The sequence below is a fragment of the Amycolatopsis sp. WAC 01376 genome (assembly GCF_003947415.1).
Classification (GTDB): domain Bacteria; phylum Actinomycetota; class Actinomycetes; order Mycobacteriales; family Pseudonocardiaceae; genus Amycolatopsis.
Window position 1 is genome coordinate 565048 of the sequence record NZ_QHKL01000002.1, and the last position, 26778, is coordinate 591825.

The 26778-nt window shown below is 68.4% G+C and carries 25 protein-coding genes; 12 read left to right on the forward strand and 13 right to left on the reverse strand.

The window, feature by feature from the left end; genetic code table 11:
* Positions 1-96 precede the first annotated feature (96 nt).
* Positions 97-1005, forward strand: a complete 909-nt coding sequence (locus tag DMH03_RS11910; protein WP_125792058.1) for an SDR family oxidoreductase — start codon at positions 97-99, stop codon at positions 1003-1005.
* Between the two features lie 157 nt (positions 1006-1162).
* On the opposite strand, the gene DMH03_RS11915 is transcribed toward DMH03_RS11910, so the two are convergent.
* Both DMH03_RS11915 and DMH03_RS11920 read right to left on the reverse strand, forming a co-directional pair.
* Positions 1163-2698, reverse strand: coding sequence for a PH domain-containing protein (locus DMH03_RS11915; protein WP_125792059.1), 1536 nt, complete (start codon positions 2696-2698; stop codon positions 1163-1165).
* Positions 2695-3234, reverse strand: a complete 540-nt coding sequence (locus DMH03_RS11920) for a PH domain-containing protein (protein WP_199748895.1) — start codon at positions 3232-3234, stop codon at positions 2695-2697. The genes DMH03_RS11915 and DMH03_RS11920 overlap by 4 nt, the downstream gene beginning before the upstream one ends.
* A gap of 104 nt (positions 3235-3338) precedes the next feature.
* Between DMH03_RS11920 and DMH03_RS11925 the strand changes: the two genes are divergently transcribed.
* The gene (locus DMH03_RS11925) at positions 3339-4259 is read left to right on the forward strand and encodes a proteasome assembly chaperone family protein (protein WP_125792061.1); all 921 of its coding nucleotides are present in this window, start codon (positions 3339-3341) and stop codon (positions 4257-4259) included.
* Between the two features lie 633 nt (positions 4260-4892).
* Here the strand turns inward: DMH03_RS11925 and DMH03_RS11930 are convergent.
* Positions 4893-5546 carry an NAD(P)-dependent oxidoreductase gene (locus DMH03_RS11930; RefSeq protein WP_125792062.1) on the reverse strand — a complete coding sequence of 218 codons (654 nt, stop codon included), beginning with the start codon at positions 5544-5546 and terminating at the stop codon, positions 4893-4895.
* 142 nt (positions 5547-5688) lie between these two features.
* On the opposite strand from DMH03_RS11930, the gene DMH03_RS11935 reads away from it, so the two are divergent.
* Positions 5689-6516, forward strand: coding sequence for a class I SAM-dependent methyltransferase (locus DMH03_RS11935; RefSeq protein WP_233611455.1), 828 nt, complete (start codon positions 5689-5691; stop codon positions 6514-6516).
* On the opposite strand, the gene DMH03_RS11940 is transcribed toward DMH03_RS11935, so the two are convergent.
* Positions 6513-6839: a YciI family protein gene (locus DMH03_RS11940; protein ID WP_125792063.1), complete on the reverse strand. Its 327-nt coding sequence runs from the start codon at positions 6837-6839 to the stop codon at positions 6513-6515. The genes DMH03_RS11935 and DMH03_RS11940 overlap by 4 nt on opposite strands.
* A gap of 8 nt (positions 6840-6847) precedes the next feature.
* Positions 6848-7282, reverse strand: a complete 435-nt coding sequence (locus DMH03_RS11945) for a MarR family transcriptional regulator (RefSeq protein WP_125792899.1) — start codon at positions 7280-7282, stop codon at positions 6848-6850.
* A 110-nt stretch (positions 7283-7392) separates the two neighbouring features.
* Between DMH03_RS11945 and DMH03_RS11950 the strand changes: the two genes are divergently transcribed.
* Together DMH03_RS11950 and DMH03_RS11955 are read left to right on the forward strand one after the other, a co-directional pair.
* Positions 7393-8070, forward strand: coding sequence for a hemerythrin domain-containing protein (locus tag DMH03_RS11950; protein ID WP_125792064.1), 678 nt, complete (start codon positions 7393-7395; stop codon positions 8068-8070).
* Positions 8071-8218: 148 nt separating this feature from the next.
* A complete protein-coding gene (locus DMH03_RS11955) occupies positions 8219-9076 on the forward strand; it encodes a hypothetical protein (RefSeq protein ID WP_233611457.1) in 858 nt (285 codons plus the stop codon).
* 86 nt (positions 9077-9162) lie between these two features.
* Here DMH03_RS11955 and DMH03_RS11960 read toward each other — a convergent pair whose 3' ends face one another.
* The 8 genes from DMH03_RS11960 to DMH03_RS11995 all read right to left on the reverse strand — a co-directional run bounded on the left by DMH03_RS11960 (position 9163) and on the right by DMH03_RS11995 (position 18695).
* Positions 9163-10377 (reverse strand): RNA polymerase sigma factor, encoded by a 1215-nt coding sequence (locus tag DMH03_RS11960; RefSeq protein ID WP_125792065.1) that lies wholly within the window; start codon positions 10375-10377, stop codon positions 9163-9165.
* Positions 10378-10782 carry a YciI family protein gene (locus DMH03_RS11965; protein ID WP_125792066.1) on the reverse strand — a complete coding sequence of 135 codons (405 nt, stop codon included), beginning with the start codon at positions 10780-10782 and terminating at the stop codon, positions 10378-10380.
* A 96-nt stretch (positions 10783-10878) separates the two neighbouring features.
* Positions 10879-11871, reverse strand: a complete 993-nt coding sequence (locus DMH03_RS11970; protein ID WP_125792067.1) for an isopenicillin N synthase family oxygenase — start codon at positions 11869-11871, stop codon at positions 10879-10881.
* On the reverse strand, positions 11825-13456 hold the full coding sequence (locus tag DMH03_RS11975; protein WP_125792068.1) for a DHA2 family efflux MFS transporter permease subunit: 1632 nt from the start codon (positions 13454-13456) through the stop codon (positions 11825-11827). Before DMH03_RS11975 ends, DMH03_RS11970 begins: the two co-directional genes overlap by 47 nt.
* Before the next feature lie 68 nt (positions 13457-13524).
* Positions 13525-14883 (reverse strand): UDP-glucose/GDP-mannose dehydrogenase family protein, encoded by a 1359-nt coding sequence (locus tag DMH03_RS11980; RefSeq protein ID WP_125792069.1) that lies wholly within the window; start codon positions 14881-14883, stop codon positions 13525-13527.
* A gap of 104 nt (positions 14884-14987) precedes the next feature.
* Entirely contained in the window at positions 14988-16178 is a 1191-nt protein-coding gene (locus DMH03_RS11985; protein ID WP_125792070.1) for a hypothetical protein, read from the reverse strand.
* Positions 16175-17296: a Gfo/Idh/MocA family oxidoreductase gene (locus tag DMH03_RS11990; RefSeq protein ID WP_125792071.1), complete on the reverse strand. Its 1122-nt coding sequence runs from the start codon at positions 17294-17296 to the stop codon at positions 16175-16177. Before DMH03_RS11990 ends, DMH03_RS11985 begins: the two co-directional genes overlap by 4 nt.
* Entirely contained in the window at positions 17274-18695 is a 1422-nt protein-coding gene (locus tag DMH03_RS11995) for an FAD-dependent oxidoreductase (RefSeq protein ID WP_199748842.1), read from the reverse strand. The genes DMH03_RS11990 and DMH03_RS11995 overlap by 23 nt, the downstream gene beginning before the upstream one ends.
* Positions 18696-19304: 609 nt before the next feature.
* Between DMH03_RS11995 and DMH03_RS12000 the strand changes: the two genes are divergently transcribed.
* From DMH03_RS12000 to DMH03_RS12030, 7 genes are all read left to right on the forward strand, one after another.
* Positions 19305-20315 carry an XRE family transcriptional regulator gene (locus DMH03_RS12000; protein WP_125792073.1) on the forward strand — a complete coding sequence of 337 codons (1011 nt, stop codon included), beginning with the start codon at positions 19305-19307 and terminating at the stop codon, positions 20313-20315.
* 581 nt (positions 20316-20896) lie between these two features.
* Positions 20897-21637, forward strand: a complete 741-nt coding sequence (locus DMH03_RS12005) for a bifunctional 2-polyprenyl-6-hydroxyphenol methylase/3-demethylubiquinol 3-O-methyltransferase UbiG (protein WP_125792074.1) — start codon at positions 20897-20899, stop codon at positions 21635-21637.
* Positions 21618-22712, forward strand: a complete 1095-nt coding sequence (locus tag DMH03_RS12010; RefSeq protein WP_125792075.1) for an iron ABC transporter permease — start codon at positions 21618-21620, stop codon at positions 22710-22712. Before DMH03_RS12005 ends, DMH03_RS12010 begins: the two co-directional genes overlap by 20 nt.
* Positions 22712-23500 (forward strand): ABC transporter ATP-binding protein, encoded by a 789-nt coding sequence (locus DMH03_RS12015; protein WP_125792076.1) that lies wholly within the window; start codon positions 22712-22714, stop codon positions 23498-23500. Before DMH03_RS12010 ends, DMH03_RS12015 begins: the two co-directional genes overlap by 1 nt.
* Positions 23497-24480 (forward strand): ABC transporter substrate-binding protein, encoded by a 984-nt coding sequence (locus DMH03_RS12020; RefSeq protein ID WP_125792077.1) that lies wholly within the window; start codon positions 23497-23499, stop codon positions 24478-24480. Before DMH03_RS12015 ends, DMH03_RS12020 begins: the two co-directional genes overlap by 4 nt.
* A complete protein-coding gene (locus tag DMH03_RS12025) occupies positions 24477-25532 on the forward strand; it encodes a cysteine synthase family protein (protein ID WP_125792078.1) in 1056 nt (351 codons plus the stop codon). The genes DMH03_RS12020 and DMH03_RS12025 overlap by 4 nt, the downstream gene beginning before the upstream one ends.
* A complete protein-coding gene (locus tag DMH03_RS12030) occupies positions 25529-26719 on the forward strand; it encodes an ATP-grasp domain-containing protein (RefSeq protein WP_125792079.1) in 1191 nt (396 codons plus the stop codon). Before DMH03_RS12025 ends, DMH03_RS12030 begins: the two co-directional genes overlap by 4 nt.
* Positions 26720-26778: the final 59 nt, after the last annotated feature.

Here is a 26778-nt window from a genome sequence, read left to right on the forward strand (position 1 = left end):
GGGCAATCACAAAGAGTCAAGAAAGTAGCACATTGTGTGAATTGCGGGCCAGGGTCTTTGGTCCACGAAAAGCGGGCTTCTTGCTAGGTTCGGACCATGGAAACGCCATTGGCAGGCAAGATCGCGTTGGTCGCCGGGGCGACTCGCGGGGCAGGGCGGGGAATTGCGGTCCAGCTGGGTGCCGCCGGTGCGACCGTTTACGTGACCGGCCGCAGTACCGGTTCCCGGCGGTCGGAAATGAATCGCCCGGAGACGATCGAGGAGACGGCGGCGCTCGTCGGCGAAGCGGGCGGGCACGGGATCGCGATCGGTGTGGACCATTTGGCGGCAGACCAGGTCCGCGATCTGGTGCAACGGATCGACGCCGAACAGGGCGCACTGCACGTGCTGGTCAACGACATCTACGGCGCGCCCATCGAATGGGGCAAGACGGTCTGGGAGTCCACTTTGGACGTCGGACTGCGGACGCTGCGGCTCGCCATCGACACCCATGCCATCACCAGCCATTTCGCGCTTCCGCTCATGATCAGGAATCCGGGCGCGCTGGTCGTCGAGGTCAATGACGGGACGGACGGGTACAACTCGGAGAACTACCGTGTTTCGTTCTTCTACGACCTCGCCAAGACCGCGGTGAACCGGATGGCGTTCGCACTCGGGCACGAATTGGCACCGCATGGCGGTACCGCGGTGGCGGTCACCCCTGGCTGGTTACGTTCCGAGGCGATGCTCGACGCTTATCAGGTGACCGAAGAGAATTGGCAGGACGCCACGAAGGTGCAGCCGCATTTCGCCATTTCTGAAAGCCCCGCGTTCATCGGCAGGGCTGTCGCGGCATTGGCCGGCGACACGGAAGCCGGCCGCTGGAACGGGAAATCGGTTTCCAGTGGCGAATTGGCGAAGGAATACGGATTCACCGACCTCGACGGCAGCCGTCCCGACTGCTGGCGCTATCTCGTCGAGGTCCAGGATCCCGGCAAGCCGGCGGACGTCACCGGCTACCGCTGAGCTTCGCAAGGAGCGATCATGGCCAAGGCGGCACTGGCCGTCCCCGGCTGATCGCCCGCCGGATGTCAGGAAAGGGTCGTTCCTGACGTTTTTCGTCCTGAACGACCCTTTCCTGACATTTCGGATTCGTGATGGGGCGAGCTACTTGTGCCGTGCGTCAGGCGGAGTGAGCCTCCCGGCGCAGGAAGGGCGTGAGCAGACCGGGCGCGGCCTGTTCCGCCATCGCCAGCCCGGCCGATTCGCCGACGTCGGCCACCTGATAGCCGCCGCTGCCCGCCGCGATCGGGGCGGTCACGGTGATCAATCCGGCGCGGCGCTGGAAGAACGAGCGGCTGACGACGATTCCGGTGAGCCCTTCACGCCGGATCGCCACCGTCGCCCGCGCCAGCGAGCCGGAACGGCTGACCAGATACCGCCCGACGATCGCGTGGCCGAGATTGCGGTAGCGGTCCCAGCCCACGAGAGCGGCGAGCGGCACCAGGCCGAGCGTGACCTGCCACATCCACGATGGCAGGAAACCGATCCAGGCCAGGCCGAACAGCGCCGCAGCCAGGATCAGCACGCCACCCACCGCGCGAGTGAGGCGCCTGGTGAGTGCCCGTCGCGGATGCCGGTTCAGCGAAACGGTGGCCGGGTCGAAGTTCTCCCGCAGCACCTCGGCCGCGACCTCGTGGACCCGGCCGACGGGCGCGGGCGGCAGCAGGAGCCCGCCGCCCTTGTCCCCGCCCTTGCCCTCGCGCAGCCCGCCCGCGATCGCGGTGAGCCGGGCCCCGCCCGCGATCCGCAGCGGGAGCGGTTCCTTCACCTCGACGCCGCGAAGCCGTTCTTCCTCGATGGACACCGAACGCGTGGTGATCAGCCCACGCCGGACGTGCAGAGTGCCTTCCGGCTCCCGGGTCAGCTTGAAGTTCCAGAACGAGAGCACGTAGCCGCCGACGGAAAGCAGCGAGACCACCACGAGCAGGGCCACCGCCGCGACGACCACGATCAGCCACAATGCCGTGTTCGCCAGGTCGTCCATGAGGTCCCGCAGCGGTCCGACGTTCTCCGGGGCGATGTTCAGCTGGTGCGCGAAATGCCAGACGGCGGCGAACACGGCGCCCACCACGGCGAGCCCGGACAGGGTGAACGGCGCGTACCGCACCCACTTCCGGTCGATCTCCGCGACGACCTGCTCCGGCGGCGGCGCTGCCTCGGCTTCCGCGAGGACTTCCTTGCGGTGCAAGAGAACCGTGCGCAGCCGGTGTGCTTCGGCTTGGCTGACCGCGTCGAGCACCAGCTGGTCGCCGCTCGCACCCGAGCCCGCCGAATGCCGTCCGGTGCCGATGCGCACGGCGCTGAGGGAGAACAGGCGGTGCTTCGGTTCCGAGGTGACGTCGACCGTGCGCACCCGGTCCAGCGGGATCGCGCGATGCTTGCGCAGCAACAGGCCCGTGGTCCATTCCACCTGGCCGTCGGCGATGCGATACCGCGAAGTGAGCACATGCGAGATGCCGACGAGCACGGTCAGCGCGGTGACCCCCAGCCCGAACCACTCCCAGCCGTTGCCCCGGCCGAGGATCACCGTCCCGATCAGCACCGGCAGCGATTTGACGACGTCGAGCACCGGCCGGATCAGCAGCATCCGGCGATCGAGCCGGCGCCACCGGCCGACGGCGGCTTCCGCGGCTTCCGGCGGTGCCTCGGTGCTCATGTCGCGTCACCGGGAGTGGCCTGCGTGGTCTTCGTGAGCTCCGCGGCCAGCGCCAGCGCTTCGGCGTGGTCGAGACCGGCGATCTTGACCGGGCCCGCGGCCGACGCCGTCGTCACGGTGATCTTCGCCAGCCGGAACAGCTGCTCGACCGGGTCCCGTTCGATGTCGACGGTCTGGATCCGCGAGATCGGCGCGATCCGCCAGTCCTGTTTGAGCCAGCCCTCCTGGGTGTACACGGCCTCGCCGGTGACCTCCCAGCGGTGGATCCGGTAGCGCCACTGCGGCATGACCAGCAGATGCAGTGGAGCGAGCACGCACGAGAGCGTCAGCGTCACCGTGAGCCACGTCGGCGCGTCGTCACTCGTGAGGACGAACACCGTCTGGACGCCGATGAGCACCGCCCAGCCGACCGCCGCCCACACCGTCCAGTAGCCGATGGCGCGACGGCTCACCCGATTGGCGGGCGGGCGCAGGCTGAGCGTCTCTTCTGTCACCCCTCCACCCTGCACCACCTCCGTGCGGACCGCCCACGACAGCTGTCACGGACCGATAGGATCCAGGCCACCGCCGGCGGAATGGATACCCCCTATCGGGGCGTTCCACCTGGAGACGGTCGTACCCACGAAACCTGGAGGATCTGGTGGCGCTGGACCCGGAAGACCTGTACGAGGTGGACTCGGACGTCCCTGACCTCGGCGGGGCCGTGCTCCTGCACTACTTCGACGGGTTCATGGACGCCGGTTCGGCGGGCAAACTCGTCGCCGAGCACCTGCTGAACTCCTTCGAGCACCGCGTGATCGCGCGCTTCGACGTCGACCGCCTCATCGACTACCGCTCGCGCCGCCCCGCGATGACCTACTCCATCGACCACTGGGAGGACTACGACGCTCCCGAACTGGTCGTCAACCTGCTGCACGACGCCGACGGCGTGCCGTTCCTGCTGCTCACCGGGCCGGAACCGGACCACGACTGGGAGCGGTTCTGCGCCGCCGTACGCGGCCTGGTCGAACGCTGGGACGTCCGGCTCACCACCGGTTTCCACGGCATCCCGATGGGCGCGCCGCACACCCGCCCGCTCGGCGTGACCGCGCACGCGACCAGGAACGAACTGGTCGGCGAACACCGCCCGCTGCCCAACCGGATGCAGGTGCCGGGCAGCATCGCCGGACTGCTGGAGTTCCGGTTCGGCGAGTGGGGGCACGACGCGTCCGGCTTCGCCGCGCACGTGCCGCACTACCTGGCGGACTCGACGTACCCGAGCGCCGCGCTGAACCTGCTCGGCGCCATCGCCTCGGCGACCGGGCTGAACCTGCCGGACGGGGACCTGCGGGAAGCCTCGCACGAGGCGGAGGCCGAGATCGCCCGCCAGGTCGCCGGCTCGGAGAAGGTCGCCGACGTCGTGCGCGCGCTGGAACAGCAGTACGACACGTTCATGGAGGCGTCCGGCAAGGAGAGCCTGCTCGCGGAGTCGGTCGAGCACATGCCGACCGCCGAGGAGCTGGGCAGCCAGTTCGAGCGGTTCCTGGCGGAGCAGAACGGCGGGGAGACGCCGGAGCGCTGAGGTTTTGTAGTCCGTGAGGGCCTCCTTCCCTACCCTCAAAGTAGGGAAGGAGGCCCTCACGGACTCGATAATCGCCACGTTCGCCCCACAGGCACCAGCAGTCACAACAGTGGCGCGTGAAGGCCCCCCTTAACTCGGCTCAGCCGAGGAAACTGAGTACGTGAAGGACTCCAGTCAGGCGCTCATGTGAGTCGACGCCAGGCTGGGATGTCGTGAAGGGCCCCTTTGAGACGATGAACGTCTCAAGGGGCCCTTCACGACATGAGAGTTCGACGCCGGGCCGTTGGAAGCGCTGAAGCAGCCGCTGGCGACGGTTGCCGCAGGTCAAGCGCTCGGTTGCCCTGGCCGACGGGAGCCGACATGCCCCTGGCGTCCACTGTGGACACATTTCGATGACTGAATGTCCGATTGATGACGAAATGGGCGGTTCTGCCGGGGGGTCGTGAGTGGCAAATGTCGTTCTAACCCTCATTGCCACTCACGACCCCCGCCGCAGCTGCGCAAAGCACCCAAATCGGGCATTCAGATCCGGGCTGCCGTCCCGTGTGGGCAGTCGCGCCCCGGGTCCGCTGCCGGTGACCGGTCCGGCTACGTGGCATCGGGTCAGAACCCGAATCGCCACTCACGACGCGGTCAGTAGTCGACGGCGACCATCGCCCGCGAATGCTTCGGCCGTTCGACCTCGTCGACCAGCGCGACCGCGAGATCCGCGTACGAGAACGGCGCCGCGTCCTCCGCGCGCGGCAGCACCTGGTGGTCCCCGCTGCGGTATTCGCCCGTGCGGTCGGCGTGTTCGTCGAGCATCACCGGCGGCGGCGCGATGATCACCCAGTCGAGCCCGCCGCCGGACGCACGGAAGACCTCCAGCTCCGCCGTGTGCCCGAGTGAGAACTCGCGGTGCTCCGGCGGCCAGCCCGGCTGGTCGTGGAACGCGACGTCCGGCGCGATCTCCAGCGCCGATCCGACGCCGACGACGACCAGTCTCGCGACACCGGCCCGGCCGAGGCCGTCGATCAACGCGTGCGCGGCGGCCGGGTAGTACTCCCGCGACGGGAGGTCCGCGCGGTAGACGGAACTGATCGCGGCGTCGTGCCCGGCGGCGGCTTTCGCGACGTCGTCCGCGACCGTGACGTCGGCGGCGATCAAGGTGATGTTGTCCCCGGCGAGATCCGCGTGGCGCCGGGGATCGCGGACGGCGGCGGTGACCTGGTGCCCGCGGCTCACGGCTTCGGCGACGGCTCGGCGTCCCCCGCGTCCGCCTGCCCCGAAGATGACGATCCTGCTCATCGTGCTCCCTTTTTCCTTGCCGGTATCCGATCATCGGCGGCGAACGCGATGCTAGGTGCGCACCCCTCGGTTACCGCAACGAAACCGACCCCCGGGTGTTCTGGATCCGTTCACTCGAACGGTGATGGTGTACCGTCCCGGAATGCGTCACCTGGTACCCCATTCAGCACTGAAGACCTTGGGCCGATCGGCCCGCGGCACGCTCGGCCGGGGCCTGCACCGGCTCGCCCGGCGATTCCACGATCCGTATACGGAGGAACTGGAACGGGTCGCCGCGGAACTGCGCGCGGAGATCGTCCGGCAAGGGGATCGCTGTTTCGATCGGGTCGTCGAGTTCGAAATCCGGAGCCGTCGCGACATCATCTACGCCGGCGATCAGGACGCGGCGCGGGACAGCAATCGGTTCGCTCGCGAGCATCTGACCGCCACCCGGCACTTCGCGCGTCCACAGGAGACTCTCGCGTACGCGCTTTCCCTTGCCCCGTCAGGAGGGATGGCCCTCGAATTCGGCGTCGCGAGCGGGAACACACTGCGGGTGATCGCCAAGGCACGCGGTGGTGTCGAGACCTACGGGTTCGACTGGTTCCAAGGCCTGCCGGAGAACTGGCTCAACGGGATGCCCGCCGGCTCGTTCGCCCGCGACGACCTGCCGGACGTCCCCGGCGCCGAACTCGTCGTCGGTCTTTTCGCCGACACGCTTCCCGGCTTTCTCGAACGGCACGAAGGCGTCGTCGATTTCCTTCATGTGGACGGCGACCTGTACAGCTCGGCGAAAACCGTACTCGATCTGGCTGGCCCGCGCCTGCGGCCCGGCAGCATCGTGCATTTCGACGAATTCTTCAATTATCCCGGTTGGCAGCGGCACGAGCACAAGGCGTGGCTGGAATACGTCGAGCGCACCGGCACCCAATTCGAATACGTGGCTTACACGTACGCCGACAACCAGGTCACCGCGCGGATCACCGGCTAAAGCAGTTCGCGCACTTCGATCGTCCCGATCGCGGCCCAGGGGTGGGTTTTCGCCGCCTCGACGGCTTGTTCGCGGCTTTCGCATTCGATGATGTTGATGCCGCCGATCTGTTCCTTCGTCTCGGCGAACGGCCCGTCGGTGAGCAGTGCCTCGCCGCCGCGGACGCGGACGGTCGTCGCCGACTCGGGCGGCCGCAGGCCCATCCCGTTGAGGCGCAGGCCGCGTCGCGTCATCTCCTCGCCCCAGGCGCGGCAGGGCTCGGTGATGTCCGTGTCGAGCGCGTCGTCGCCGACGGTCCCGCAGAGCATGAGCAGGTAGCGCACCGTTCCTCCTAGTCGGTCAGTCCGTCTTCGTAGGCGCGCAGGGTGTCGATGAACATGCGCCGTTCGGCCGGGGTCAGCGGTGCGAGCGCCTTCTGCCAGGCGCGGGCGCCCTGCGCGAGCCAGCCGTCGATCGCGGGCCGCATCCGTTCGCTGATGGCGACGATCCGCCGACGGCGGTCCGCCTCGTCCTCGCGCCGGTCGAGTACGTCCTTCTTGGTCAGTTCGCCGACCATCAGGCTCACCGTGGTCGGGGCGACCTCGAGCCGTTCGGCCAGTTCGTTCACCGTCATCGGCCCGTCGAAGAGCAGGTACGACAACAGCGACAAGTGACGAGGAGCAAGCGACAGCGACTGGAGTTCTTCGGGGATCTTGAGCCGCTTCGCGCGGCCGACCATGCGTGGCATGAGCAGCAGCAAGGCCCGTACGGCGTCGTCGGCTTCCATGTCCTCGGTTGACACCGGGCACCCTCCTGGATACCTTTGCAAGCAAAGAGGCTTTGCTTGCAAAGCAAAATAGCTTTCTCGATGATGCTACCTGGGGAGTACCGTTGCTGATGACCACCGCGGACGCCGGAACCGGCCGTCCTCGCACTGTCGACGTCGACTGCCGCCGCTCCGGGAGCCGGTACCTGGCGTACGCACCGGACGTCGATTCGCCTTGGTACCAAGACCTCCTTGTCAGTCCACAAGCGACACTAGAGATCGATGGGGTCCCGCATGCCGCGCGGGCCGTGCCGCTCGAAGGCGAGGAGCGCGGTGTCGCGCTGCATCTGCTGGAAGTCGACGCCGCCCGCGGCCGGGCGATCGCCGATCAGCTGCTCGTCCATCACGGTGAACTCCGCAAGACGCTGACGGCCGCGCGGGCCGAACTCGACGGCGAGCAGCCCGCGCGGAGGGATCGGCCGGTGCTGCGGCGGGAACTGCTCGGCCATTGCGTGACGTTCTGCAACGACCTGCGCATGCACCATCTCCGTGAGGACGGCGCGTTCACCGCGATCCAGAAGGCCCATCCCGGGCTCGCGCCGGCGTTGGACCGGCTGCGCCAGGAGCACGAAACCGTGTCCCGCGCCCTGCGCGACCTCGATGAGTTGCTGCAGGGCAAGAAGGAAATCGAAAGTGCCGCGCTGCGCGAGGAGTTCGATCGGGTCGCGAATGGGTTGGAGGAGCATTTCGCCTACGAGGAGGCGAATCTGCTACCCGCGCTCCGCGGTGACGGCACGACGTCGCCGTGACCAGGGAACAAGCGGCGCGGCTACGCCGAGTGGGTGAGACCGTCGGGCCACTCGGCCGGAGACACCGGTAACGAATGCCGGTTCCTCGGCGACTGATCGTTGTCCGCATCGATCGGCGCGACGCCCCCGACCGGAACAGTGAGAACCCATGAAGCTTCGAAGAGCCTCACTTCTGTCTCTGGTGGCCACCGTGGCCACGATCATGCTCGTGGCACCCGCTTCCGCGAACGCGGCCCCGCCGACCAGTGCGGTGGAGGTCTCGCCGACCACTGTCCAACGTGGACAGACGTTCACCGTCACGCAGACCGTTTACAACGCCGAAGCCACATCGAACATCGAGGGTGGCAAGGCGACGCTCTACGGCAAGGAATCCTCGCTGCCGGCCATCGTCGACCTGGTGTCCTGTCCCGGCGCGTTCGCCTGCGACATGCTCGGCGGCAGCATTCGCGGCGGGGTCGGCACCGTGACCCCCGGCCAGAGCAAGACCGTGGTGTTCACCTTCCGGGTCAAGGACGACGCCCCGCTGGGCAGCGTCACCTTGCAGCACCAGTTCGTCGGTGAGAACTACAGTTTCGAGATCCTCGACGGACCCGTGCTGACCGTCACCGGCACGCCGAGCGCCGCCGATCTCGGTGTCACGCTGACCGCGTCGCCGCGCGGGATCCTGACGTCGTCGATCGAGTACACGGTCAAGGTCACGAACGCGGGCCCGGCCGCGGCGTCCGGGATCCGGGTGGTGTCGACCCTCGGCACCGGGCTGCGCTTCACCGGCTCGGCCACCTGCACGAACCCGGGCGGCGCGAAGACCGTCAACTGCGACTTCTCGTCGCTCGCGTCCGGAGCCGGCGCGACGGCCAAGTTCTCGGTGGCCGCCGGACTGCTGTCCCTCGGGCAGGTCAAGACGACCGCGAAGATCACGCAGAGCTCCGTCGCCGACCCGAACGCGGCCAACAACGCGTCGACGTCGACCTGCACGGCTGTCACCGGGCTCCTGCTGAGCTGCTAGGCCTCAGGCGCTGCTTGGCCGATGCGCCCAATGCCACATTGGGGACACTGAGCGTCTCCAATGTGGCATTGGGGGCGTTGGCCACTTCAGCGCAAGCGCGCGGCGCGTGAGCGCAGATAGCGCTGTTGCGGCAGGCTCGTCGCCCGTCGCGCGGCGTCCACATAGGACTCACCAGCCGCGGCGGTCTCCCCGGCCATCTCGAGCAGATGCGCTCGGGCGGCGTGGAATCGGTGGTCGCCGGAGATCCGGTCGCCGAGCTTTTCCAGTGCCGCCAGCCCTTCGCGCGGGCCTCGCGCCATCCCGACGGCGACGGCGTGGTTCAGCGCCACCACGGGATTGTCGGAGAGACGCAGCAGAAGTTCATAGAGGGCCTCGATCTGCGGCCAGTCGGTCTCTTCGGCGCTCGGTGCCTCGTCGTGCAATGCGGCGATCGCCGCCTGGATCTGGAACTGCCCGGTCGGCCCGTGCGGCAATGCCTCGGAAAGCAGCGCGACGCCCTCGGCGACGTACTCGCTGTTCCACCGGCTCCGGTCCTGTTCGGACATCGGGATCGGCGCGCCGTCCGGCCCCGTCCTCGCCGGGCGGCGCGCGTCGGTGAGCAGCATCAGCGCGAGGAGCCCGGTGACCTCGCTGTCGTCCGGCACCAGCCGGTGGACGATCCTGGTCAGCCGGATGGCTTCGGCGGACAGATCGCTCCGCACCAGATCGGGCCCGGACGTGCCGGCGTAACCCTCGTTGAAGATCAGGTACAGCACGTGGAGCACCGCGTCGAGCCGCGCGGCGCGGTCCGCCGCCGGTGGCATGCCGAACGGGACACCGCTGGACTTGATGCCGGACTTCGCGCGGGTCGTCGCTTCGGGGACCAGGAACGCGCGGGCGATCTCCGCCGTGGTGAGGCCGCCGACCGCCCGCAGGGTCAGCGCGATCTGCGACGCGGGCGAGAGCGACGGATGGCAGCACAGGAAGAGCAGGACGAGCGTGTCGTCCGAGTCGGCGGCCCGCCGGTCCGCCGCGGGGGCGAGCTGCTCCTCCGGCAACGCCCGGTGGACGACGGTGTCCTCGCGACGGCGCCGCGCCTGCTCGGCGCGGAGCAGGTCGGTCAGCCGCCGTGAGGCGACGGTGATGAGCCAGGCGCGTGGATCGTCGGGCCGCCCTTCGGCGGGCCATTGCGTCGAGGCCGCGAGCAGCGCCTCCTGTGTCGCGTCCTCCGCCAGGTCGAAGTGGCCGTAGCGGCGGACGACGGCACCGAGGACCTGCGGCGACAGCTCGCGCAGCAGGCCCTCGATGCCACTGTCCGGCACTTACAGCTCCAGTTCTTCGAAGCTGTCGGCGCACGGCCGGATGTCGACGTACCAGTCGCGGCCGAGGTCGGTGCCTTCCGGATACGGGGTGTTCGCCAGTTTCGCCGCGATCTCGGTCGCGCGGTCGTAGCTCGCGCAGTCGACGGTCGTGTAACCGACCAGGACCTCCTGCGTCTCGGCATACGGGCCGTCGGTCACCACGGGCGCGCCGTCACGCAGGGAGATCCGGCGAGCGTGCGCCGGCTGGGAGAGGCCCTGCGCGTCGACGAACTCCCCGGATTCGACCAGGTCGTTGTTCCATTTGCCCATGAACTCGTGCAGGGCCGTGATGTCGTCGGCGCTCCAGTTGCCGCCGATGCTGTCCAGGTCCTTCTGCGACCCCATCATCATGATCATGTACTTCATGGCTTGCTCCTCTCGGCAGGCACCGCTTCGGTGCCTTCTGCCGGAGACGTCGGAGCCGCCGGACAGGACCGGACATCGATCGCTGGAGATTTTTCCTCAACCGCGGTCGGCGGCGGTGTTCATCGCGTCGGCCGGTTCGAGAGTCCTCCCGCCGGTGATCTTCGCGTAGAGGTGCGCGCCGCCGAGGACCGGCGGATATTTCGGCGGATTCTCGGCGGACTGGCAGGTCGGGAGGCATTCGAAACGCGCGTCGTGGTCGCCGTCGAAGAAGAAAGCCACGCTTCGCCGCTGTGCCGGACCGGGTCCGGACGGCGGCACGACCCGGTGCAGGGTGGACCGCCAGCGGTCGTTGGTCCACTGCGCGGTGAGGTCGCCGAGGTTCACCACCAGCGCGCCCTCGGCGGGGATGACGTCGTGCCAGGCGCCGTCGGGGCCGTGGATCTGCAGGCCGGGGACGGGATCGGCGTAGAGGACGGTGACGATGCCGTAGTCGGTGTGCGCGCCGAGCCGCATCTGCCCCGGGAGTGGTTCGGGTGCGCCGGCGCGGCGCTCGAAGTGATTGACCCGCAGGGTGCGCGTCGGATGCCGCGTGTACGCGCCGAGGTAGCCGTCGGGGAGCCCGAGTGCCGTCTCGAAGATCTCCAGCAGCACCCGTGCGACGCGGTGCGCTTCGGCCTCGTATTCGGTGAGGGCAGGCTGAAGGGACTTCGGCAGCTCAGGCCAGATGTTGGGGGCGAAGAAACCGTACGGATCCTCGCCGTCGATCTCCTCCGCGCCGATGACGAACGACTCCGACAGGTCAGGCGGCGTCGTCTCGCCGAGGCTGTGCGCCAGCCCTTCGGTGCCTTCGGCCGCGTACCCGCGATCCGAGGCGCGGTCGGCAGGCGCGGACCGGAGCTTCGCCTCGACAGGGAGCGCGAAGAAGGCTGCGGTCGCTTCGCGCATGTCGTCGATCGTCGCCTGTGGGATGCCGTGCCCGACGACCTGGAGGAACCCGACACGCGTCAGGGCCTCGTCTACGGTGTGCGCGAGTTCCGCGCGGTCACCGTCGTTCCAGCTGCTCAGATCGACCGTCGGTACGAGAGTCATGATGTGACGGTAGCCCGCGACGGGTGCCTCGCAAGCCCGCCGAACACAGCAGACCGAGGAGCAGTACACCGACCGGAAGCAGGAAGGCGGTCTTGACCGCGTCCGTGAGGGCGGCCCCGGTGATCTGTGCGGCCAGTTCCCGTGCCTGGGCGGCGACCTCGGACGGCAGGTCCGCCGGGACCGCGGGGGAGCCGCCGAACTCGGTGGCGGCGGCCGCCGACCCGGCCTCACCGGTGAAGCCGCTGACGAAGCGCTGCCGGAATTCGGCGGGCAGCGCGGCCGCCGCCTCGTTCGCCCGGACGGGCATCGAGGCACTGGTCTGTGCCTGCAGCAGCACTCCGACGGCCGCGCCGCCGAGCACCCCGCCGACCTGGCGCGCGGTGTTGAAGATGCCCGACGCGCTGCCGACCAGCGAACGGCCGACCGAGTTGATGGTCACGTTGTTCATCGGGGAGAAGGTGAAGCCGACACCGAGACCGCAGAACAGCAGGGCGGGGATCAGGGCCTGCGGCGAACTCGCCGGGATGATCACCAGCGAGAGGACGCAGAGGCCGCCGGACAGGGAGAGCAAGCCGAACATCAACAGGTACTTGGGATTCACCCGGTCCGACAGCCGTCCGGCGAACGGCGCGACACCGCCGGACACCAAGGCGAGCGGCGCGATGAGCAGGCCGGCTTCGGCCGGGGACAGGCCGAGTACCGACTGCACGTAGATGACGAGCAGCAGGAGCATGCTGGTCATCCCGAAGCCGACCGCCACCGCGGACGCGGTCCCCAGTGAGAAGTCGCGGTGCCGGAAGATCCGCAACGGCAGCAGCGGTTCGCGGCGGTTGACGAGTTGCCACAGGACGAAACCGCCCAGCAGCAGCACACCGGCCACGATGATGTCGAAGATCGAGATCCCGGCGCCGACCGTGCCCCAGCCGTAGGTCTGTCCATTTTGGATACCGAAGACGACACAGACGAGACCAGCGCCGAACAGCAGGATGCCGGGAACGTCGAACCGGTGCGAATTCCCCGGCCGCCAGTCGGGGACGAGGACGAGGGTGAGCACCAGCGCGATCAGCCCGACCGGAACGTTCGCGAAGAAAATCCACTCCCAGCCGAAGTTGTCGACGAGTACGCCGCCCAGTACCGGACCGGCGATCATGGCGAGGCCCGCGACACTGCCCCAGGCGCCCATCGCCGGACCGCGTTCGTCCGGCGGGAACAAATGCGTGATGAAGGCCGTGGTCTGCGGGGTCAGCAACGCGGCGCCGAAACCCTGTACCGCGCGGGCGACGATCAGCGTTTCCACGTCGCCGGAAAGCCCGCACCACAACGAGGCGGCGGTGAACACGAGGAGACCGGCGACGAAGACGCGCTTCGGCCCGAACCGGTCACCCAGCCTGCTGGCAGGCAGGATCGGGACGGCGTAGGCGAGCAGGTACACGCTGGTCACCCAGATCACCGCGGTCAGGTCGGTGCCGAGTTCGCGCACCATCGAAGGCACCGCGATGTTCACGATGCTGATGTCGAGCATGACCATGAAGAAACCCATGCACAGTGCGAAAAGCGCGGACCAGGACTTGGTTCGCTTCGGCATCCGTCCTCCTGTTCCCGACGCCGGAGGGGTGGGACGACGAGCAAGGCCACTCGTCGTCCACCCCGGGATCACCCTGCTTGCCGCACCATGCCGACGGCGCGGGGCAACGGCTTCCTGGTGCTGTCCGGACGGCCGATGCCCTGATACGAGAGCCCCGCCCTGGCCACGGTGACCGGGTCGAGGAGGTTCCGGGTGTCGATGACGGCCCGGCCGTCGAGCCGGTCGGCGATCCGCGACCAGTCGAGGGCGCGGAACTCCGGCCATTCGGTCAGCAGCACGACCGCGGCCGCGCCCTTCGCGGCGTGATAGGCGGTGCCGGTGACCCGCACGTTGTCGGTCACGCCCGCCACCGGCGCGTGGACGCTGGGGTCGTAGCCGGACAGGTCCGCGCCTTCGGCGGCCAGCCGGGCCGCGATCGCCAGCGCCGGGGAATCCCGCAGATCGTCCGTCCCGGCCTTGAAGGTCAGGCCGAGCAGACCGATCCGGGTGCCGGCGAGGTTGCCGCCGACGGCCTTGCGCACCTTGTCCACCACCAGTTCCTGCTGCTTCAGGTTGGTCTCGATCGCCGCTCGCAGCAGGGCGAAGTCACTGCCCGCGGATTCCGCGATGTGCAGCAGTGCGAAAGTGTCCTTCGGCAGGCAAGAGCCGCCCCAGCCCGGCCCCGGCCGCAGGAACGACTTGCCGATCCGCGCGTCGTACCCCATCCCTGCCGTCACGTCGTCGACGTTCGCGTCGAGGTACTCGCAGAGCTCGGCGACGGTGTTCACAAAGGACAGACGCGTCGCCAGGTAGCAGTTGGACGCGTACTTGATCATCTCCGCGCTGGCGGAATCGGTCACCAGGACGGCGGTGTCGAGCTTTTCGTACAGATCGGCGACACGGCGGGCGGACACCGGGTCACGATCGGCCGAGCCGACCACGATCCGGTCGGGGTTCAGGAAGTCGTGGACCGCGAACCCCTCACGCAGGAATTCGGGATTGGACACGACCGCCACATCGGCGCGGTCGATCAGGTGCGCGACGCGGGCCGCCGTGCCGACGGGGACCGTCGACTTGTTCACCACGACGCAGCCGGTCGGCAGCAGATCCCGCACCTCGGTCACGACGGACTCCAGCGTGGTCAGATCCGCCGCGCCGGTGACGCTCATCGGCGTCGCCACGCAAAGGATGACGATGTCCGCCCCGGCCGCCGCCGCGCTCGCGCCGAGCACGAAGTCCAGCCGCCCGGACGCCAGCCCGTCCACCACCAGTTCGCAGATACCCGGTTCCCTGATGGTCGCCTCGCCGCGGCGCAACGCGTCGACCTTCTCCTGGTCGATGTCCGCGCAGACGACCTGATGCCCCAAGGACGAGAGGCACGCGGCCGTCGTGAGACCGACATAGCCCGCGCCGATCACGGCGACCTTGGCCCCCGATGTTGAACCCATTCTCTTCACCCTCCAGTTTTTCGATGCCATCGGGCAGGACGGAGCCGCCCTGCCCGATGGCATCGCGAGATACGGTTTTCGTGTTCAGCCGAACAAGTCGTGCGTCACGCGGCGTGCGGGATCGCCCGGATTCCCTGGTACGGGGTCTCCTTGCCGAGGTAGTCCACGGTTTCGAACAGGCCGATGGCGTCCATCGGATAGCGAGCGCCCGCTTCCGCCGCGAAAATGCACGGAAGGATCTGCTTGCGCTCCGAGGCGGCGGCCTGACCGCCCTTGCGGATGTGCTTGTGGGTGTGGATCAGGATCGGCATGTAACCGCCGCCGAGGAACGAACCCGCCTGCAGGACCGCCCCGCCGACGCAGTCGATCACGCAGCCCTTGCCGAGGATCGCGTCGCGGCCCTGGTAGTAGTACGAGGGCGTGGCGAGCGTGCCGTGCTCCACGTGGAAGACGCCTGCCGAGAGGCCGATGATCGAACGGCCGCAGGTCCGCAGCACCGACCGGTAGAAGTCGACCAGGATCGGCCGGACGGTCGTGTCCGGAAGCGAGAATTCACCGCACATCAGCGTGATGCGCACCAGTTCCGCGAGCGTGAGGCCGGAGCCGTGCTCTCCGGGGAATTCCTGGTCCCACGGCACGAGGTAGTCCGACGCCACCACCATGGTCGTCCCGACGTCTTCGAGGATCAGCCGCTCCGCGTCGCCGACCGGTTCCGACGGCAGGACGCCGTTCGCGAGGATCCGGACGGCGAACCGGTGCCTGGTCTCCAGCGTCTTCGCCTTGCTGGCCGCGATCAGGAGGTCGAGCCTGCCCGTCACCGTTTCCGGGATCTCGAAGAGGTGGTCGATGCCGTCGGTGGGAACGGCGATCTTGGCCTGGAGGCCACGGTTGGGCAGCGGTTCGTACGAGTCGACGACCTCCTGGAGTGCGTCGGCGAACTCACCCGTTCCGACCTCGACGAGCTTTTCCGCGGCCAGCGCCCGGTAGTCGTAGGGAATGGAGGGCGACGTCGACAGCACGATGTCGGCGAGCAGGGCGCGATGCCGGTCGTCGTCGAGCGACGCCGCGGCCAGTTCCAGTGACAGGTAAGGGGATTTGTCGCCGGGGCCGTGGATCCAGCTCGCGGTGAAAGGGGCCTCGAATCGGCACACCTTCCCGAACAACGCGCGGGCGTCGTCGTCGTTCTTGAGCTGGCTCGTGACCTCGGTCAGCGCCACTTCCCGGTCCGAGACTTCGGCCAGCATGTCCTTGGCCGGTCGCAACAGCGTCGAAAGGTCCTCAATGCTACGCGTCATGCTTCGCTCCCAATTCGTGCGAACTCTTCGTGGTCTTTTTCCGTTGTCTGCGGGAAGGTGCCGGTGAACATCGCCGAACCCAGCGCGGCGAGGAACCGGTGCTCGGCGGGCCGGGTCACCGTGGTGCCCTCGTCGAGGTGCCCCAAGAGGTTCAGCTGCGTCAGAAGTGCCTCCTTGAAATGGTTGACGGTGATCAGGAAATGGCGCGCCGCCACCGGTTCCAGAAGGTCGCCGGCGTGCCGGATGTGAACGGCGTGGATGTTCTTGTGGTCGAGGTCCGAGCCGAAGAACGGTTCGAAGACCAGGGTGACGTGTTTGCCGGAATGGAATTCCACGTCGGCGAAGCGATACCGGAACTCGGAGCCGTAGGGGATGGCGGCGGGGGCGATGAAATCCCTCGACACGTCCTCGGGGAACGCGAATCCGGCCAGCGCCGGAAAGGCGACGTCGCCGGTCGACGACGTGTAGAGCTCGACGTCCGGCAGGTCGATCGCCGAGGTCAGCACCCGCACCACCGCCGACACCGACGACGGCGCCGTGCGCAGATACGTCCGGTACTGATCGGCCGGAAGGACCGCGCGCAGAATGCTCAACATGTGGAAGCCTTCGTAGCCGGCTTCGCCGTATTGCGTGTCCACGAACCGGCCGTTCGCGACGTCGAACTCCCGGTTCTTGGTGAATTCGATGGTGACCTTCCGGATCGGATCGAATTCACCGGCTTCCCGCACCGACGCCGCGAAGCGCTGCACGGCTTCGCTGTGGGAATACACGTCGTTGACGATGATCCGGGCACGGGGATGCCGCAGGACCGTGCGGGCGAGGGCGTCGAGTTCGTCCGGATAGCAGGCCGGTTTCTCCAGCAGGATCCGCGCGTCGGGCTGAAGCCGCAGGATCTCGTCGACCACGGTGAGGTGGGTCGCCGTCGGGGTGGCGACCACCCAGGCGTCGACGTCCGACGGAGCCGGCACCTCCTCCACCCGGTCCCAATCGGCGCCGTCGCCGATGTCCACGGTGCGGACCCGATGGCCCGCTTGCCCGTAGCACGCGGCGTACAGCGACCCGATCTTGCCGAGCCCGACGATGACGATCGTCTTCTCAGCCAGCGACAGTGCCGACACGGGCTTCCCCTCCCCGCGACCGGATGGAGTGACGGGCGGCGGACGTGCCCGCGGCCCGGCCCAGCACGGCACCCGCCATCAGGCCGGTGCCGCCCGGATAGCCCTGGTCGTAAAGGCCGCCGACGATCACACCCGCCGCGTAGAGACCGTCGATCGGTTCGCCGCCGCCACGCACCTCGGCACCGGGGGACACGGACAGCCCGCCGTAGGTGAAGGTCAGGCCGCAGACCACCGGGACGAACAGGAACGGAGGCGTGTCGAGCCGCTTCTCCGTGCTGCCGGAATGCAGCCGCTCGATCTCGGCGGCCAGATTCGCGGCGTCGATGCCGAGCCGCCGGGCGCCTTCCTCGATCGAGGAGACGGTCACCGACGCCGGATCGCCGAGGTAGCCGTTCGGGAGCGACCCGGCCGAGACGACCTTGTCGTCGAAGATCTGGAACGCGATCCGTCCCGGCTGTTCCTGGATCTTCTGCCCGAGGGTGACGTAGGTGAGGTTGCTGTAGCCGCCGTCTTCGTCGAAGAACCGGCGCCCTTCCCGGTTGACCACGACACCCAGCGGGAAGGCGTACCTGGCGAGGCCGTGGGATTTGTGCATCTGCCCTGGCAGCATGTAATCGGGCAGTTCGATGCCCTGCGGCGTGGTGTGGCACTTTTCCCAGTTGCCCGCGGTGTCGGCGCCGAATTCGACGGCGGCCGCCAGCGGGGCGCCCTCGTTGAACGGAACACCGCGCAGCTTCACGTCCCGCCACTCCTCGCCGAGGTGGCGTTCACGCAGCCCGGTGTTCGCCTCGAAGCCCGCCGATGCCAGCACCAGCGCGTCGGCGATCACCGGGAAGGCGGGCCCGGATCCGTGGACCAGGTATCGGCCGTCGGCCGTCTTCTCGAAGCCGGTGACCGCGCTGTCGTAGAAGACCGTTCCCCCGAGCTGTTCGAACCGGGCGAAGTTGCGGTCCTGAAGGCTCTGGCCGCCGCCGTCGAGCACGATCGGCACGTCACCGGGGAGCGGGGTCGGCCGCGGGGCCCAGCGCTGCCCGAAGTCGCGCATCCAGGTGATCGTTTCCGTCGAACGGCGGACGATCGATTCGATCAGGGCGACGTCCACCTGGTCACCGCATACCCGCAGCCAGTCGGCGGCGTACTGCTCGTCCGAGTACCCCGACCGGCCGTCCAGGATCTCTTCGACCCGGTCTTTGTCGGCCTCCCGCAACAGGGCCGCGATGAAGGGGCTTCCCTGCCAGGAGAAACGCATGGTCCTGGTCAAGGAACTGTTCCCGCCGCGCAGTTCTTTCGGCGCGGCTTCGAGGACACTGACGGAGGTCGCGCCGGCCTGCAGCGCCGCAATACCGGCGCAAAGACCCGCATTACCGGCCCCGACGACGACGACCTGCCTCTCGGCCACATCATTTTGCCCGCTATGCATCAACAACGCTCCACAATCCGGTGTTCGCCATTCATGGACGACCGGGTTCGAACGAGACCGGGTCATACCGCCGCGGGACATGGCTGTTGCTTATGTCCACGCACGGTCACCGGGCCGATACGATCGGCGCGGCGCGTCGGTCTGCGAACCGCCGGTTCGCTGCTGGAATCGCAGCTTTTATTCCTCGTGTGTGCTCAGATGTGCGGCGCACGAGGTTTTCTCTTCGGAATCAGCAGATGCAGCCCGATGCGGGCGACGTCAGGCGTCATCCGGTCTACAAAGCAGAGATTTCAGTGGATGCCTTCCGAGATGAACCGAATGTTTCCGCCGGGTTCACCGTCGCCCTTGACGATGATCGTGCGGACTCTTCCGGTTTGCTCATTTTTCTTCGGGCCCGGTATTCCCGAGCCTCCCCCGAGGTGGCCGGCTTGGGGACCGACTGGGGCCAGCCTGACTTCCTGACCAGCGCGTGGGCAACCTTCGGGTAGTTCGGCCTTGTTCGAAATCGTTCGAGTGGCCCGAACAGCAGATTCCGGCGCCGCTGAATGGCGGTATCAGGGTCGAGATCGGTTCAGTCAATCTAGAGCGATGATCGTTGATGCGGGGGGCGACGACGGGGAGTCGTCGACGGGGGTTCCGTCACCGGACTCAGCGTCTTCACCGGCTGAGTTCACAGCGGCACTGCGTGTATTGAGAACGTGGTCCGGATTGACTTATCGACAACTGGCCGGACGGGCGAAAGAACTCGGGGGAACGCTTCCGGCGAGTACGGTCGCGACCACTCTCGGCCGGACCACACTGCCCCGCGAATCGTTCGTGGAGACGTTCACGCGCGCGTGCGGGTTGAACGACGACGACGTACGGCGGTGGCTCGGCGCCCGGACGCGGATCGCGATGGGGGTTCCGCTGCGGCTCGTCGACGACGTGAAGGTGACTCCCGCGCTCCCGCCGGAACCGGAACCGGAGCCCGCGCCGCCGACCCGGCGACCTCGCTGGCGCGGGCCGCTGATCGTGGCCGCGGTCGTGAGCATCGTCCTCGTCGGGGCACTCGGCTATCTGACCCGGTCCTTCGGTGCGGCCACGAAGGGCAAGGACACCGCGGCCGTGGTGCCGGGGCTCGACATCCGGGAGGTGGGCAGCTGGGCGCAGATCCGGCCCGCCCGCTCTCCCGAGTTCTGTCTCGCCGAAGGGGCGGACCGGACCAGGCTCTACGCCGGCACCGTCGTCGCCCAGCAGCTCTGCGGCAGCGACGCGGCTCCGCATCTGTTCATCGACCCGGTCGGCGAAGAGAACGCCGTGCAGATCCAGTGGCACCATCCGGAAAGCGGGGTCGGCTGCCTCACGGTCGTGAACGAGGGACTGGGGCACGACCTGATCGAACCCCGCGACGACTGCGACGACGATGGTATGGACCAGTTGTTCACCATCGGCTTGGCCGGTCCGACGGAGGAGGGGCGTTTCGTCATCCGTCCCGTCGGCACCAGCCAATGCCTCGGCCTGCGCGACATGGACACCGTCGCGGGTACGGAGGTCGTCCGGGAACGCTGCTCCGGCGCGCCTGACCAGACGTTCCTCATCGATCTGATCCCGCCTCCCTGAGCGTGCGGCCGGGTCGCCGCCGAGTCCGTGAAGGCCTCCTTCCCTACTCTCAGGGTAGGGAAGGAGGCCCTCACGGCATGCCGGGCTGAGCTCGGCCGAGCCGAGGCTGGGGGCGGGCAGGAACGCCATCTTGAGCCTCGGCGCTGCAGCGACAGCGCGTGAAGGACCCCTTCCCTCGGCTCAGCCGAGGAAACTCGACCTTCACACCAGCCGAAGTACATGAAGGGGGCCTTCATGTACTTCAACCAGGTATCACACAAGGTGCGGCTGGGTCGTGAGTGGCGATTCGGGTTAGAACCCGAATCGCCACTCACGACCACCTGGACCGATGTCGGTCGTTTCGCGTGATCAGGTGGACGACACGCGTGAGCCGTTGGACGACACGCGTGATCAGGTGGACGACCCGGCCGCGGCCGGGTTACACGGCGAGTCGTCCCGCTGATCACCCGAATCGCCACTCACGACCACTTGGACCGGCGCTCGCGTGATCACTCCACGAGAAAGGCGCCGAAACCGGGAACCGAAGACGACCTTTCGACGACTTGTGGGGCTGAATCATGCGGTCCGGCGAGCGGAGAGAGATGCACTGGTACGAGGACGACGACCTGTGGGTCGGCTTCGCGGACGTGATGTTCCCGCCAAGCCGGGCCGAAGAGGCCGAACGCCTGACGGCCACGTCACCGCTGCTCCAGGTCGCCGACGGCGCGAAGGTGCTCGATCTGGCGTGCGGCCCGGCGATCCACATCGTGCCGCTGGCGAAGAAGGGCGCCGACGTGACCGGCGTCGACCTCAGCCCGGCGATGCTCGAACGCGCGCGAGAGGCCTGCGAAAGCGCCGGAGTCGCCGCGAAACTGATCCAGGCCGACATGCTCGAGTACGCCGAGCCCGGCGCGTACGACCTGATCATCAACATGTACACGTCGTTCGGCTACTTCACCGAGCCCGGCGACAACCTGACCGTGCTGCGAAACGCCTACGCGAGCCTCGCGCCCGGCGGCAGGCTGCTGATCGACGTCCTCGGCAAGGAGGTGCTCGCGGGCTGGGTCGGCCGTCCGAAAGCGGTCGACGTCGACGGCGGGACGGTGTTCATGCGCGACACCATCCTCGACGACTGGACCCGCCTCAAGACCGAATGGACGCTGGTCCGCGGCGGTGCGGCGAAGCAGGCGTCGATCCTGTCCTTCCTGTACAGCGCGGCGGAACTGAAGGCACTGTTCGAGACGGTGGGCTTCACCGGCGTCGAGTGCTTCGGTGATTTCGACGGCTCGCCGTACGACAACCACGCACGCCGCCTGATCGTGCGTGGTGAACGTGCCGGCTGAAACGCTTCGCCTGTTCGCCGAACCGGACGATGACACCTCGCGCCGACTACGGCTCACCGGTCCGGTGCTCCTGCTGTCGGCGGCGCTGGTGATCTCGCTGATCGCGGGCATCGCGCTCGGCCCGTCCACCGTCGCCCTCCCGGATGTCCTGCGCTTCCTGGGAAAGGCCATCGCCGGCGGCACCATCACCGGCGACGAGGTCACCGGGTACTCGATCGTCTGGCAGGTCCGCACGCCGCGGGTGCTGCTGGCGGCCGTGGTCGGCGCGGGGCTCGCGGTGGTCGGGGTCGCCGTGCAGGCGCTGGTCCGCAACGCCCTCGCCGATCCGTTCGTGCTCGGGATCTCGTCGGGCGCCTCGGTCGGTGCCGCCGCCGTCGTGGTGTTCGGCCTGTTCGCCGGGCTCGGCGTGCTGGCGCTGTCGACGGCCGCCTTCCTCGGCGCGCTTGGCGCGACGGCGCTCGTCTATCTGGCCGCTCGCAGCAAATTCGGCCTGACGCCGTTGCGTCTCGTGCTCACCGGGGTCGCGCTCACCTACGCCTTCCAAGCCGTGATGAGCGTGCTCGTCTACCTCTCGCCGAGCGGCCAGGCCGCGCAGACCGTGCTGTTCTGGCTGCTGGGCAGCCTCGGCGCGGCGACCTGGGCGTCCCTGCCGCTGGCCGCGCTCGGGGTGGCCGTGGCGATCATCGTCCTGCTGCGGTACGGCACCGCGCTCGACGTTCTGTCCATGGGCGACGAGACCGCGATGAGCCTCGGCACCGACGCCGCCGCCTTGCGCCGCTGGCTTTTCCTGCTCACCGCGGTCGTCACCGGTCTGCTGGTGGCGGTCAGCGGCTCGATCGGGTTCGTCGGGCTGGTCCTGCCGCATGTGGTGCGGATGATCGCCGGTTCGGGGCATCGCCGCGTGCTGGCGCTCGCGCCGCTGGTGGGCGCGGTGTTCCTGGTATGGGTCGATCTGCTCGCCCGCACCCTCGTCGCGCCGGAGGAACTGCCGCTCGGCGTGATCACCGCGCTGATCGGCGTCCCGGTGTTCCTCGTCGTGATGCGGCGCCGCGGTTACGCGTTCGGGGGTCGCTGATGCTGTCCCTGCACGAACTTTCCGTCGAGGTGGCCGGATCGACGCTGATCCGCGAACTGCGTCTGGACGTCGGCGCGGGCGAGGTGGTCGGCCTCCTCGGCCCCAACGGCAGCGGCAAGTCGACGGCGTTGCGCTGCGTCTACCGGGCGCTGACCCCGTCCGGCGGCGCCGTCCTGCTCGACGGCGTCGACCTGGCGGAACAGGGCCTGCGCGACACCGCCCGCCGGATCGCCGCGCTCACCCAGGACAGCCGGGCGGATCTGGACTTCACCGTCGAGGAGGTCGTCGCGCTCGGCCGGTCGCCGCATCAGCGCGGCAACCTCCGGCTGTCGGCCCGCGAACGCGCACTGTGCCGGGAAGCGTTGCGGCGGATGGACATCATCCATCTCGCCCAGCGCAGTGTGCTGACACTTTCCGGCGGCGAACGGCAACGGGTACTGGTGGCGAGGGCGCTCGTCCAGGAACCGGAAGTGCTGGTCCTCGACGAGCCGACCAATCACCTCGACGTCCGCCATCAGGTGGAACTGCTGAAATTCCTGCGCGACTGCGGGCTCACCGTGCTCGTCGCCCTGCACGATCTCAACCTCGCCGCCGCCGTCTGTCACCGGATCGCGTTGCTGCGCGGCGGATCGCTCGCCGCCTGCGGGACCCCGGCCGAGGTGCTCACGCCCGAAACGGTCCGCGCCGTGTTCGGCGTCGAGGTCACCCAGGTGACCCATCCCGTGACCGGCGCGCTCCAGCTGCTGTACGACCTTCCCGCCGATGAAACCGAGGGGATCACACGATGAAGCCGTCCAGGGTGACCGCGCTCTTCGCCGCGGCGCTGCTCCTGAGCGCCTGCGGTGCCCAGGTCGAGGCCGGACCGGCCGCACCGGCACAGGCCACGGTGGCCAACTGCGGCGCGCAGGTCACCTTCCCGGCGCCCCAGCGCCCGGTGGCCTACGACGTCTCCGGCGCCGAGAAGATGTTCGCGCTCGGCCTCGCCGGCCGGATGCGCGGCTACGTGATGAACTCGCTCGGCGATCCGGCGATCGCCGGATCGCCGTGGAAGGACGACTACGCCAAGGTCGAACGGCTCGGCACCTCGCGGGTCACCCGCGAAATCCTGGTCAACGCCAAGGCGGACTGGGTGATCGCGGGCTGGAACTCGGGCTTCAGCGAGGAACGCGGGATCACGCCGAAGCTGCTGGAGCAGGTCGGCATCCGGAGTTATCTGCACACCGAGACCTGCTGGGAGTATCCGGCCGCGAAGTCGGAGGTGACGCCGCTTGAGGCGCTCTACACCGACCTGCGCAACCTCGGCGACATCTTCGGCGTCCGCCAGCGGGCCGACGAACTGGTCGCGGAACTCAAGGGACGCTTCGACAAGGTCCGGGCCGGAGCACCGAAGACCCCGCCCGCCAAGGTGTTCGTCTACGACTCCGGCACCGACCAGCCCTTCACCTCCGGGAAACACGCCGCGCCCAACGACATCATCGACGCCGCGGGCGGGACCAACGTCTTCCGCGACCTCCAGGACGGCTGGGGCAGCGTCGGCTGGGAAGCGGTGGTGAAGGCGGAGCCCGAGGTGATCGTCGTGGTGGACTACGCGGACCAGCCCGCGAAGGACAAGATCGCGTTCATCAAGTCGGCGCCACAGCTGAAGAACACGCCCGCCGTGCGCGACAACCGGTTCCACGTCGTCTCCTACGGGGACCTCGTGAGCGGCCCGCGCAACGCGGCCGGCGCCGAATCACTGGCCGCGTACCTGCGCTCGATCGGCCGGTGAACGCGATGTCCGCGCTGGTCCACGAACACGTCACCGACGCGATCAAGACACCGGCGTTGATCCGGCTCAAGCCGAACCTCGTGCTGATCCGCTTCGAGACCCTGAAGGTCTACGCGGCGCTCGGCGCGGTCCGGTCGCTGCTCGCCGACGGTACGGTCCGAAAAGGACAGACGCTGATCGACAGCTCCAGCGGGATCTACGCGCTCGCGCTGGCGATGGCCTGTCATCGTTACGGTCTGCGCTGCCATATCGTCGCGTCCACCACCGTCGACCTCACCATGCGTTCGCAGCTGGAGATCCTGGGCGCGACGGTGGACCAGATGCCGCCGTCGGACGATCTCCGGCTCGACCAGCGGCGCCGCGTCGCGCGCGTGCAGGAACTGCTGGAGCGCCATCCGGGGATGCACTGGATGCGCCAGTACCACGATCCCGTGCACTACCTGGGGTACGGCGAGGTGGCCGATCTCGTCGCCCGCGCGCTGCCGTCCGGGCCGCTCACCGTCGTCGGCAGTGTGGGCACCGGTGCGTCGACCGGCGGGATCGCGCGGTCGTTGCGCGAACGCGATCCGGACGTCCGTCTCACCGGAGTCCAGCCCTTCGGCAGTGTCACCTTCGGCAGCGAGCGGTTCACCGATCCGGACGCGATCATCGCGGGGATCGGGTCCGCCATCCCGTTCGGCAACGTCGATCACGCACTGTACGACCGGATCCACTGGCTGGACTTCGTGCACGCCATGGCCGCGACCGTCGGCCTGATGCGCGACCACGCCGTCTTCGCCGGGCTTTCCACCGGTGCCGCGTACCTCGTCGCGGGCTGGGAAGCGGCGCGGAACCCGGATCGGACGCACGTCGTGATCGGCGCCGACACCGGACACCGCTACACGGCAAGGGTTTTCGCCCGGCATCGGGAAGCGGTCGACCCGGCGGGGCTCGCGCCGCGCGAGATCGCTTCACTGGACGAACTCGCCCTGCCGTGGGCGGCGATGGACTGGAGCCGCCGCCGATTCGGGATACCCGCGCAGCCGCTGTACCGGAAGGAGCGGGCGTCGTGACCGTCGTCCTGTTGGAAGCCTTGACGTTCGGCCTGGGCAGGCTGGCCGACGCCGCGGCGTCGGCCGGGCGGAAACTGGTGCTGTTCACCGGAAACCGCGACATCTACCGGTACGAACTCGGCACCCTCGGGCCGGACAGGGTCGAGGTCGTCGACATCGACACCACCGACATCGCGGCCTGTGAAGCGGCGTTGCGTGCCATCCCGGACCTCGCCGGGATCATCAACTCGACCGACACGTGGGCGCTTCCCGGCGCGGAACTCACCGCCCGGCTGGGACTGCCCGGCCCCGACGCGGCCGCCGTCCGGGTCTTGCGGGACAAGGGTGCCGTGCGCGATCTGCTGTACGAACACGGGCTCACCCGCGGCAGGCCGGTACCCGTCATGGTCGCCGAGGAACTCGGGTTTCCCTTGGTGGTCAAGGACTCTTCGGGAACGTCGTCACGCGGGGTGTGGCTCGTTCGTGACCAGGGCGAACTCGAGCGAGCCAGGTTGGAGGCGAAGGAAACGCCACTCAAAGGCCATCTGATCGCCGAACCGTATTTCGCCGGCCCGCTCTACAGTGCGGAAACCGTCACCTGGCAAGGAAGGACGCGGCTGCTCGGGATCCTCTCCCGTCAGCTGTCACCCGAACCCGTGCGACGCGAGGAGGCCGCCGCGTTCCCGGTGGCGTTCCCCGAGGCCGAATACGCCGGACTGGCCGACTGGGTCGGCCGGGTGCTCAAGGCCGCCGGACACGAGCAGGGCTTCGCGCACACCGAATTCGTGCTCACCGCCGACGGGCCGGAGGTCGTCGAGATCAACATCCGGATCGGCGGGGCGATGCTCGGCGAGGCGCTGTGCCGGTCTTTGGACACCAACGTCTACTCCGCGATGATCGCCATGGCGCTGGGCGAGGAACCCGCCTTGCTGACCCAGGAAGCCGGTGGGGGGCCGGGGATCGCGTTCGTCCTGGCGTACCCGGCCGCGGAAGGTGTGCTGAAGGGTTGGTCGGGACTCGACAGGCTGCCCGGCCTCCCGGGCGCGCCGGAGTGGTATCCGACGGCGAGCCCCGGGGACGAGATCCGGCACCTCGCGGATCAGCGGTCCTGCACCGGGATCGTGCTGGCCGAAGGATCGACGGCGGAGCTGGCGCTGCATCGCGCGCTTGCCGCGGCGGGTGGGGTCACGCCGGTGATCGAGTCTTGAGAGCGTCGCGAAAGCCACTTTCGGGACGCCAGGCGTCCCCAAAGTGGCTTTCGCGACAC

Coding starts and splice junctions, on each gene's coding strand:
- DMH03_RS11910 (WP_125792058.1), top strand. CDS start 97: ATGGAAACGCCATTGGCAGGCAAGATCGCGTTGGTCGCCGGGGCGACT.
- DMH03_RS11915 (WP_125792059.1), bottom strand. CDS start 2,698: ATGAGCACCGAGGCACCGCCGGAAGCCGCGGAAGCCGCCGTCGGCCGG.
- DMH03_RS11930 (WP_125792062.1), bottom strand. CDS start 5,546: ATGAGCAGGATCGTCATCTTCGGGGCAGGCGGACGCGGGGGACGCCGA.
- DMH03_RS11935 (WP_233611455.1), top strand. CDS start 5,689: ATGCGTCACCTGGTACCCCATTCAGCACTGAAGACCTTGGGCCGATCG.
- DMH03_RS11945 (WP_125792899.1), bottom strand. CDS start 7,282: ATGGAAGCCGACGACGCCGTACGGGCCTTGCTGCTGCTCATGCCACGC.
- DMH03_RS11950 (WP_125792064.1), top strand. CDS start 7,393: ATGACCACCGCGGACGCCGGAACCGGCCGTCCTCGCACTGTCGACGTC.
- DMH03_RS11955 (WP_233611457.1), top strand. CDS start 8,219: ATGAAGCTTCGAAGAGCCTCACTTCTGTCTCTGGTGGCCACCGTGGCC.
- DMH03_RS11965 (WP_125792066.1), bottom strand. CDS start 10,782: ATGAAGTACATGATCATGATGATGGGGTCGCAGAAGGACCTGGACAGC.
- DMH03_RS11970 (WP_125792067.1), bottom strand. CDS start 11,871: ATGACTCTCGTACCGACGGTCGATCTGAGCAGCTGGAACGACGGTGAC.
- DMH03_RS11975 (WP_125792068.1), bottom strand. CDS start 13,456: ATGCCGAAGCGAACCAAGTCCTGGTCCGCGCTTTTCGCACTGTGCATG.
- DMH03_RS11980 (WP_125792069.1), bottom strand. CDS start 14,883: ATGGGTTCAACATCGGGGGCCAAGGTCGCCGTGATCGGCGCGGGCTAT.
- DMH03_RS11985 (WP_125792070.1), bottom strand. CDS start 16,178: ATGACGCGTAGCATTGAGGACCTTTCGACGCTGTTGCGACCGGCCAAG.
- DMH03_RS12000 (WP_125792073.1), top strand. CDS start 19,305: ATGATCGTTGATGCGGGGGGCGACGACGGGGAGTCGTCGACGGGGGTT.
- DMH03_RS12005 (WP_125792074.1), top strand. CDS start 20,897: ATGCACTGGTACGAGGACGACGACCTGTGGGTCGGCTTCGCGGACGTG.
- DMH03_RS12015 (WP_125792076.1), top strand. CDS start 22,712: ATGCTGTCCCTGCACGAACTTTCCGTCGAGGTGGCCGGATCGACGCTG.
- DMH03_RS12020 (WP_125792077.1), top strand. CDS start 23,497: ATGAAGCCGTCCAGGGTGACCGCGCTCTTCGCCGCGGCGCTGCTCCTG.